Annotated in this window: 13 protein-coding genes; 6 read left to right on the top strand and 7 right to left on the bottom strand. The window is 44.8% G+C overall.

The genetic code is table 11. The features are described from left to right. Nucleotides 1-7 precede the first annotated feature (7 nt). The gene (locus NG346_RS12410) at nt 8-916 is read left to right on the top strand and encodes an SGNH/GDSL hydrolase family protein (protein WP_262281133.1); all 909 of its coding nucleotides are present in this window, start codon (nt 8-10) and stop codon (nt 914-916) included. 5 nt (nt 917-921) lie between these two features. Beyond that, nucleotides 922-1857: an acyltransferase family protein gene (locus tag NG346_RS12415; RefSeq protein ID WP_262281134.1), complete on the top strand. Its 936-nt coding sequence runs from the start codon at nt 922-924 to the stop codon at nt 1855-1857. 30 nt (nt 1858-1887) lie between these two features. Here NG346_RS12415 and NG346_RS12420 read toward each other — a convergent pair whose 3' ends face one another. The 6 genes from NG346_RS12420 to NG346_RS12445 form a co-directional block, all read right to left on the bottom strand. Next, complete coding sequence (locus tag NG346_RS12420) at nt 1888-2280, bottom strand: hypothetical protein (protein ID WP_262281135.1); 393 nt, start codon at nt 2278-2280, stop codon at nt 1888-1890. Between the two features lie 879 nt (nt 2281-3159). Continuing rightward, a complete protein-coding gene (locus NG346_RS12425; RefSeq protein WP_262281136.1) occupies nt 3160-3555 on the bottom strand; it encodes a helix-turn-helix domain-containing protein in 396 nt (131 codons plus the stop codon). Nucleotides 3556-3668: 113 nt separating this feature from the next. Next, nucleotides 3669-4778 carry a tyrosine-type recombinase/integrase gene (locus NG346_RS12430; RefSeq protein WP_262281137.1) on the bottom strand — a complete coding sequence of 370 codons (1110 nt, stop codon included), beginning with the start codon at nt 4776-4778 and terminating at the stop codon, nt 3669-3671. Nucleotides 4779-5020: 242 nt separating this feature from the next. Then, nucleotides 5021-5200 (bottom strand): hypothetical protein, encoded by a 180-nt coding sequence (locus NG346_RS12435; protein WP_262281138.1) that lies wholly within the window; start codon nt 5198-5200, stop codon nt 5021-5023. Between the two features lie 24 nt (nt 5201-5224). Further along, nucleotides 5225-5395: a hypothetical protein gene (locus tag NG346_RS12440; protein WP_262281139.1), complete on the bottom strand. Its 171-nt coding sequence runs from the start codon at nt 5393-5395 to the stop codon at nt 5225-5227. A gap of 138 nt (nt 5396-5533) precedes the next feature. Further along, nucleotides 5534-5725, bottom strand: coding sequence for a helix-turn-helix transcriptional regulator (locus NG346_RS12445; protein WP_262288808.1), 192 nt, complete (start codon nt 5723-5725; stop codon nt 5534-5536). A gap of 115 nt (nt 5726-5840) precedes the next feature. On the opposite strand from NG346_RS12445, the gene NG346_RS12450 reads away from it, so the two are divergent. The 4 genes from NG346_RS12450 (at nt 5841) to NG346_RS12465 (ending at nt 7272) form a co-directional block, all read left to right on the top strand. Continuing rightward, nucleotides 5841-6137: a hypothetical protein gene (locus tag NG346_RS12450; protein ID WP_262281141.1), complete on the top strand. Its 297-nt coding sequence runs from the start codon at nt 5841-5843 to the stop codon at nt 6135-6137. A 303-nt stretch (nt 6138-6440) separates the two neighbouring features. After that, nucleotides 6441-6908 (top strand): transposase, encoded by a 468-nt coding sequence (locus NG346_RS12455; protein ID WP_262281145.1) that lies wholly within the window; start codon nt 6441-6443, stop codon nt 6906-6908. Then, nucleotides 6800-7081, top strand: a complete 282-nt coding sequence (locus NG346_RS12460; protein WP_262281142.1) for a transposase — start codon at nt 6800-6802, stop codon at nt 7079-7081. The genes NG346_RS12455 and NG346_RS12460 overlap by 109 nt, the downstream gene beginning before the upstream one ends. Further along, nucleotides 7078-7272, top strand: coding sequence for a transposase (locus NG346_RS12465; protein ID WP_262281143.1), 195 nt, complete (start codon nt 7078-7080; stop codon nt 7270-7272). Before NG346_RS12460 ends, NG346_RS12465 begins: the two co-directional genes overlap by 4 nt. 208 nt (nt 7273-7480) lie before the next feature. Here NG346_RS12465 and NG346_RS12470 read toward each other — a convergent pair whose 3' ends face one another. Beyond that, nucleotides 7481-8908 (bottom strand): hypothetical protein, encoded by a 1428-nt coding sequence (locus NG346_RS12470; RefSeq protein WP_262281144.1) that lies wholly within the window; start codon nt 8906-8908, stop codon nt 7481-7483. Between the last annotated feature and the right edge of the window lie 234 nt (nt 8909-9142).

The raw sequence follows: 9142 nt of genomic DNA on the forward strand, positions 1-9142 counted from the left end.
GTCACTCATGAAGAAAAAGATACGATTCATCGCGTTGTTCCTCGTCACACTAGCGTGTGCCGACTTCTTGGTGGGAGCCAGTACAAAGCTAATTATCGAACATGCGCCCCAAACGCAGTACAACCTCTCCAATACCATCCAGACACTGTTCCACCAAAAGGCGGACATCCTCATTTTGGGCGCTTCAAGGGCGCATCATAGCTTTGACCCACGTGTTATCCAGAAAGAAACGGGACTCACTTGTTTTAATGGTGGACGGTCAGGTGTAAAGATGGACTACTTCGACCTGTGTGTGTCGTCCTATCTCAAGCGTTGCACGCCCAAACTGATCATCCTCGATATCAGCTCGGACATGATGGAAGCCCCCAAGGACGACCAGTTTAAAAATCTTAGATGTCTATATGGCATGTGTGAACCTCTGACCGAGGCTATGGACAGTGCATACAGTCCTATGGAGCGTTTGAAGCTGCATTCCGGTCTTTACCGCAACAACCGGGTATATAACGAAGTGCTGCAGTTGTGCCTGTCAAAGCAGTGTCCTGAGCAATGTGGCTTTCAGCCTTTGGATGGTGAATACCAGACACCATACGTCATCTCCACGAAGCCTTTCACGGCAGATGCCGTCAGACTGTCAAGGCTGAACAACATAGTCAGACTGTGCCGAAGCCACAAGGTGAGGCTTGTCATCACCTATGCGCCCACATTACGGCTGACCACACGGAATGGTGTCTCGCAGTGGTTAGACCACTACTGCAAAACCAAGCATATCCTTTTTTATGACTATTCGTGGGAGAAAAAATACTATCTGCACCCAGAACTGTTCAAAGACGAGGTGCATCTCAACAGCCATGGTGCAGAAATCTTCACACATGAGTTCATCCCAATCATCAATGCTAATTTGAAAAAGATAATCTGAATATCATGCAACAACGTCATATCGACGAAATTGACTTCCAACGGGCGATACTTATCTCTCTTGTCATTTTGGTGCATATTGTCAACTTCGGCAATATCCACCCGGATGTCAAGAGTGGTATCTTGTCCTTCCTTATGCCTACGTTCCTCCTTGTCACGGGTTATCTTCTGAATGTGGACAAAACCTTTCGCAAGTTCACCACCTATCTACTAAGGATTCTGTTGCCTTACGTCATCTTGGTCACAGGATATATGGTGTTGTCACTCTATCTGCCTGTAAGGGACGGCATTCAGCAGTTGGACTGGCACACGGCATTCTATGTCCTTTGCATTCATTCCATCGGTCCTTATTGGTTTTTCCGCGTGATGCTGATCTGTGGTTTTCTTTGCTATGTCACCTTCCGTTGTCTGCCGCAAGAGTCCATATATGTAAAGCTCTTAACCTTTGGCATTGTCTTATTGTTTGTTTCGTGCTTCACACCAATCTTGAATTGGGAACAAGCGTTCTATTATTTTGTTGGGGTGGTCTTACGAATGTCAAAGGCCAACTACAACAAGGTATTTTTTCCCTCATGCCTGTCCGTTGTACCTCTTTTATTGATTCTTTTTATCGACCCAAAATGGAACTGGAGTAATCTGCTGGTCCTTGTCATGACTTTCTGTTTCCTCTCTTTCGCCTCGTCCCTCAAAAGATTTTGTCATGGCAAACCGCTTGAGACGATTTTGTATATTGGACGAAACACCTTACCAATCTATATGTTCCATCCTATCTTTACGATGGCAGGAAAGTTCCTTCTACCCATTTTCCGTTTCGATGGTAGCGGTATTGTGCATGCCATAGTGATCGTCATTATTGGCCTTGCCGGCTCTCTGTTGTTGGCCAAGATCATGGATAGGCTTGGCTTGTCATGGATGTTTGGAAGGCCTCAATTATTAAGATAACCGAAAAGTACATAAGCACTCTATTATAAGCTACATTTGTTCTACCAAATCATGTAGGGCATCCAACTCAGCCTTGATACCTCTGATGACTTTCGCGGCAGTCTGAGCCTCCGGCATGATGACCTCATGGAAGTAGTTTTCACTGAGCTTGCCATCAATGGCCAGTTCGTTGGCACGGTGCATGACTTGGTTGAAGTTGCCACCGAGCCACGAGAGTTGTTGCTGATACTTGGTGTAGAAGGAGAGAAGCGTCGCCATCGCTTCTATCCTCCCTCTTGTTCGTTTGTCGTCGAAGCGGGTAACAGCATCACGGATCAGGGCACTCGTGTTGCCACCGTAGCTCTGAGATTTCTTCTGGAAGAGACGCAGCTCTTCGTCGTTCAGTCTGACTTTGCAGACGTTATTTCTGTTGGCGTCGTTCATTTGTTGAAGTTGTTAAAGTTGGTAGTTATTGGAGATTGGAATTCAAGTTGGACAGCCTTCGGGTTCATGGACTCATCATCCTTCAAGAGATAATCTGGGAGTTGCGACCGAGATTTCATTCCCAGCTCCGCTGGCAAGTGACTTGTGGGGTCATACGACGGCGACAGCCTCGTGTGGCCACAAAAGTACAACTTGCTATTCCCAATTGACTGCCGTAGCGGTAGGTTTGTGATATATATGGCATCATGTCTGTTTTAGGTGCTAAATGAGGTATTTCCCGTAGTAGTTGAGCGATCGTAATTAGTTGCAGACTCAGTATTTTACTGGCTCAGACTATGCGATTGATTACTTTTATCACGTGATAACCGTGATAAGTATGATTACTTTTATCACGTGATAACCGTGATAAGTATGATTACCTTTATCACGTGATAACCGTGATAAGTATGATTACCTTTATCACGTGATAACCGTGATAAGTATGATTACCTTTATCACGTGATAACCGTGATAAGTATGATTACCTTTATCAATTGACCCAGATAAACTCTAACTCAAAGATGGGGAAAGATAGATTAGATAGATCGGATAGAATCTATCCGCGGATTGCTCTGATAGATCAGATAGAATCTATCCGCAGATTGCACTGATAGATCAGATAGAATCTATCCGCGGATTGTACTGATAGATCAGATAGAATCTATCTGCGGATTGCTCTGATAAATCAGATTGATTTAATCCTTCCCAAAACTTTTGCGGGTTCTTGAACATAAAGCAATATGTTTGCCCAAGTGAGCTGCTTGCCCGAGTAAGATATTTGCGTGAGTAATATACTTGCTCGGCCAACATACCGACATTACGTCATTCATCGCCAATTCGTCAGGACATCAATGGTTTCGGTTTCCGTTTGATTTCCGCCTGCAGGGTTTTGAGATGCCTTTCGGCCTTGCGTTCGTCAATGTTAGCCGCGGCATCGTCCGGATAGTGGGTGTCGCTGTATCCTCCGTCGGTAATCCACTTCATCAGTTCATCCTGGAAGAAATAGAGCTTGTTGCCACGCTTGTGGAAGGGTATCTTCCGCTTCGAGGTCATGTCGTAGATGGTCGACGGACTCTTGCCGAGCAGCTTGCTGGCCTCTGTCATGCCGATGGGCGTGTGCATAGCTGCGCCGCACGAGCCGCTGGCGATGGACGACAGCAGGGCGATGATGGTGTCGCACTTCTCATGGAGGGATACCAGAGATTCCGGCATCCCGTCAAAGGTAAATGTTCTCATGTTAGTAGTTGATTGTGAGGTTGACGTTCGGTTTTCCATAGTATCAAAATGTTAGTCTGTTAGAATGATAGTTTTCTATTCTGTGAGAATGTGAGAATGAGATAATGTGAGTCTCATTTCAATGAGATCTTGTTCGTCGCATCCCGTTTGAGCGAGCTGACCACATCCGTATAGACCTGCGTGGTTGTCACGTCGCTGTGGGTGAGCAGCTTCGAGATGGTGTAGATGTCCGTGCCTGCCGCCAGCTGCAGCGTGGCAAAGGTGTGGCGGAAGCAGTGGAAGGTGATGTGCTTCGTGATACCGGCCGCCTTGAGCCACTTCTTCAGGTGATAGGCCACAATGCCCGTGGTGAAGTCTTTGAACACCTGACCGTCTTTCCGCTCTCCGCACAGCTCTACGGCCTCGTCGCTGACAGGCAGGAAACTCTCCTTATGCGTCTTCTTCGTGCGGAAATGGAGCATCCATCCGCCATCGGCTGACGGCTCGATGTTGTCCCACTTCAGTCGGATGATGTCGCTGACACGTAGTCCCGTGAGCACAGAGAACAATGCTGCGCGTCTTAGCACTTCACTCTTGCAGAGAGTAGCCGATAGATGTTTCACCTCGTCGAGGGTCAGAAACTCCCTCGGCGTGCTGTCGTCCTCAGCCTTCTCCAACTTTGTGGCGATATTCTCCTTGAGCTTGCCGTCATCGAAAGCAATCCTCAGCACCGCCTTCAACTTACACAGACAGTTGTTGGCCGACGAAGCCATCATCAGTTTGCCGTTGCGGGCACACTTCTCCGACATGAGGTAGCCGAGAAACTTCTGACAGTAGTCCACGGTGATGTCGTCGAAGCAGCAGCTGCCGCCGCAATAGTCCTTGAAGTGACCGAAGGCCGTATGCCAGTTGTGGCCGTACTCATTCTCCTGCATCTGCTTCTCGAAATAGTCGAGGAAGCTCTCTCGACCCTTAGCCCGGTCGAGAAAACCGAACTGCTCGTTGATTACCGATTCCGTGCGGCGACACTTGATGAGTTCCGCCTTCTTCATCATCGAGCGGTTATACTCCTGCTGGAACCGCTCCGAAGGGTTGGCATAGATGTATATGCCAAGATACTCGCGCCGTGTCATCCGCCCCGTCCGGGGGTGACGGATGGCAGGGTAGAAGTCAAGGTAAAGCGATACCTTGTCCTTTGCCAGCTTACGCTGACGCACTGTTACTTTGGTACAAAGATTTGTCATGTTATTTTTCTTTTTGATGTTTCAATTTAATGGTCCAAATAATGCTTGCGTCTTGCCGCAGTCTTCATGCGGTTAGGCAAATAGATGGTACAAAGTTACGGCTGATTGCTTCTGGCTACAACTCCTTACGAGTATTTCACCTTGGAGATGACCGATTTTGCTTGTTTTACCTGCTTATTTGCCGTTTTTTCTTTACAAGTACACACGGATTTGGCCAATAGCACATACCTGGTTTTGGCGGCTCACGATGCTCCATTGCGTTTCCCCTTGGTCGAACAGCTCTTGTCCTCAGCCTTTCTTCGCTCCGCCTCCCAGTCCTCCTTCAAGTAATAGAGCCGGTTGCCGTTGGCCTTCTTCGTCCGCACGTTGTGGGTATTGGCGAACCTTCTGACCTGCGTCTTGCCCAGTCCATAGATGCGCATCAGTTCACCGCAGGTGTACCAATGCTAACCCAGTGTCTTGCCCAACCGCTCACGCTCCTCGGCAATAGCCTTGTCGATTGCATCCTTGGGATAGCAGGTGGTGCCAAAGGCATGAACGGCAGAAATCTGATACCGCATTCGAAGCGTGTAGAGACGGCCATAGCTGTAGTCGAACTTGGCGCATACCTCCGCCATCGTATAATGTGTGTCGTGGGTTACACCGACGGGAGCGCGGTCCTTGGCAGTCCTCTTCGTCGCTTGTTGTTTGTCTGTCTTGCCACCATCATTTTCTTTTCCCTTGGCAGTGACATGCTGCTTGCCGTTAGAGAATATCTACGTCGACAGTTCCACTCCGATAGCCGCCTCTATCATGTTGAAAATCTCCTTTCTTGCGACGACCGTCACACGTTCCGAGAGCTTGACAGGATGCAACTTGCCAAGGCTGACTATCGTATAATAGGTCCTCATGTTGATGCCGAGCAGCTCAGCGACCTGCTTGGGGCGATAGAACTCCTGATGAATCACCGGAGCACTGGATATTTTCCGTGGGTGAGAGTTGAGAAAAACTCGAACATACTTGTATGCTATTTGGAACAAAAGTATTATCTTTGTGCACGTACAACAATAAATCCCTAAGGCAATGAGTAGCTTAAGTTCCTCCGATGCATTGAAAGCCCTTGCAGGCTTTGTTCTTCCAGAAAGTGTTTTGGATTACTTTGAAGTAGTCAACGTAAAAGAAACAACAGTCTTGATAGATCCCGATGCCAAAGATCGGAAGGGTTTGTATGGCAAGGAACTTGAAATTTATCTTGATGAGCTTGACAACCAGATGTCGGACATGAGCGGGGCGACATGTAATGGCTTTCAGAGGATCGTAAGATACTTGACTTCCCGAAACGATATTGCATATACGACGTCGCCGGTGGCTCATGCCTGATGGTAGCAGCCGAATAGTCAATTTGGAGGACAAGTTTCAACTTGCTCATCCTGGAACGCGATACGCCAAGGATTTCGCGTTTTTTAAAGATGGCGTTTAGACAATGAGACGGTTACAGTATCATCCGTAGTGTGGACTTACGGATTGAATGTCAATACGCTACAGCGCAACTACAAGGAAGTGCTAAGCGGCTACAAATCATGGGACCAAAAGAAGCATGCGGAAGATTATGTGCTGAATGCGGCAAACATAAGCCCCCGTTTGGGTATTGATTAGACAAGCATAAATGGCGACGTATGGACCATTGTCCATAACAAGGATGCACATGGAAGGAAAAGATCTGTAGTAGCCATGATAAAGGGAACTAAGGCCGAGAGTGTAGCTAAGGCCCTCAACGAGATTCCGTTGGTCGACAGGAAGAAAGTTACAAGCATCACGATGGATTTGTCCGAAAGCATGCGTGCAATCGCCAGTCTTTGTTTTCCCAACGCCAGAGTGACACGTGACTGCTTTCATGTAATGAAGCGAGGAGGAGAGGCCATAAATGAGCTTCGAATGCGCTTCAAGCGGGATGCCGTAAAGAAGAAGGCCAACAAGGAGAAGGTCGAATATAACAAGCGTCAGGAAAAGCTTAGGAAAAAAGGAAGAAATATGCGGAGAGAATGCGAAAGACACATGGCGGGAAATGGCACAAAACCAATCGTGGACGGAAGCCTGAGAAAGAGAAAGGGTTCAAGCCTGAGAAACTGTCCAATAAGGAGACTCTTGTAGATGCTTTAACCAAGTGCCGTATCCAACTCCAAAAGAGCAGGGAGAAGTGGACAGAACATCAGGAAGAAAGGGCAAAGATCCTTTTTGGGAAATACCCCAAACTTGAGGAGGCCTATCTTGCAATTAACAAACTGAGATACATCTTCAAAAATAAAAAAAACTCGATAAGGTGACCGCAAAAGAAAGACTGGAAGAATGGTACAAAGATGTCAATGCGTGCACCTTGCGTGAAGTGAAATCAGTTCGTGATACGATCAAATATTATGAAGATGAAATCCTCAACTACTTCATCAAGAGGGAAACCAACGCTTCAGCAGAGTCATTAAACTCAAAAATAAAGATCTTTAGAGCTGACCTGACCTGAAAGGAGTCAACGATGTTTCTTTCTTCATGATCCATGTGTTCACGGTACTAGGATAGAGACCAGTTCTCACCCACGGAAAATATCCAGTGCGCCCATTTATGACGGTTTCCTGCACGAAATCGGGCAAATGGGGAGAAGTCCGCAGGCTTCTCTCCATTTGCTTGCTTGTATATTAACAAGTTAACTTGCAGGTAGCATAATCGGGTTATTATCGTCTCGCTCCAAAATGACCACCTCTTGAAATATTATCTAAGGAATCATTTATTTTACTTGAGTCTCTCCCCCACGAACGTCTACCTCCAAATACAATACTTACTGAACCACCATTTGAATTGCCACGAGAAGAACCTCCACGATCTCCACCAAAGTGTCCTCCCTCACCAAAGTGACCTCCCTCACCAAAGTGTCTTCCTCCACCAAAGTGTCCACCAAAATCCTTATTCGTAGTTTCAGTATTTTCAGTATTGAACAAAAAGGCTATGCTGTCGGGAATAACACCCTCCTTTATTGTCCAAATCTTTAGAAGTTTATAATCTATATTATCCATAAGAGTTGCACTCTCATGCACTCTATTAACTTCGTCATATTCCAAATGTCCATGCGGCATGCCCGATGGTCTCATAATGGGGAAATTCGTTCTAAAAGAGCATGCATCTAGTTTCTTATCTAATGATGTGTTGTGATATGACATAACAAAAGTTGTATCCTTAAAATTTCTTTTGACCTCATCGTACTTTCTATTATACATGAAGTTAAAGCTGACCAAGGGTGAGGCAATGGTTGGTTGTCTTTGTTTATTTGAATAAAAATATATGACATACTTGTGACTCCAGTCTTTCACATAATCTAATATATCTATGTATATCGGATCTTTATAGTAAGTGAGATTATAGTGAAAAGAATATGGGGAATTATCTCTGAGATTTTGAAAAGTACAATATATTGGTGCAACAGTTTTTGACTTAGTAGAGTTAATGTCACCCAAATGATCAACAAAACCATTGTATCCACTAAAACTCTCAATAGAAGTTGTTCCATTTCCACCAACCAGCAACAGCTTAAACTCACAAGAATTTAAAAAACTCTCCTCTTCACTTGTAAAAATAGAGCTTTTATGTTTGAATAATTTATCGCAACATTTAGTTATTAATTCTTTTGAATATTCCGCTTGCTCATTTGTCTCAATTGACAACAAACCAAATCTTCCATATGATACACTATTTATGTATACCGTAGAATCAATATCACCTGCCGCAGCATCTACATAAGGTAATGACTCAGGTTCCATTGTTACTGTAAATAGCTCTTGAGCAAACCTCACATATAAGCCAGTTGATTTTGAAATCTTATGTTCACTTGAATTGAAGTCCTCATGCTTACCCCAAAATAAGAAATTTGTATCGTAATTATTACCTATTGCCACCTTAAGTTCATCGTATGATGTAAATTGTTCAACAGAGTAATAATAATCATGACTTTGTTCTAAACTACATTGTGATAATTGAGATTTTACATACTGATTAAATTGGGAATAAGAAGGGGTTGTAACCAACAGGGGAGTTGAATTTGGTTCATTCGTAAGAAGTGTTATTGCCTTCTTTTTTCCTGCTACGGGTTTAAACGTATTGTTAAGCAATGAAGATTTGAAAATAGCATTTCCTACCCATATTTTAGATAGGTATTCTGGAAGAATAACAAATTTCTCAGTAGAAATATCTTTGTTGCCTAAATCACTATTCGATGTAGCCCTAGTGTAGTGTCCTATTCATATTGACTTGTATCTATATGATTATACGTGTTAATTAATCAAAATATTTCAACGTATAAAATTGACTAATACCACCCATTAATATGGCATTAAATCTCCTTA

The sequence above is a fragment of the Hallella absiana genome (genome assembly GCF_025457485.1).
In the GTDB taxonomy this organism is placed as follows: Bacteria; Bacteroidota; Bacteroidia; order Bacteroidales; family Bacteroidaceae; genus Prevotella; species Prevotella absiana.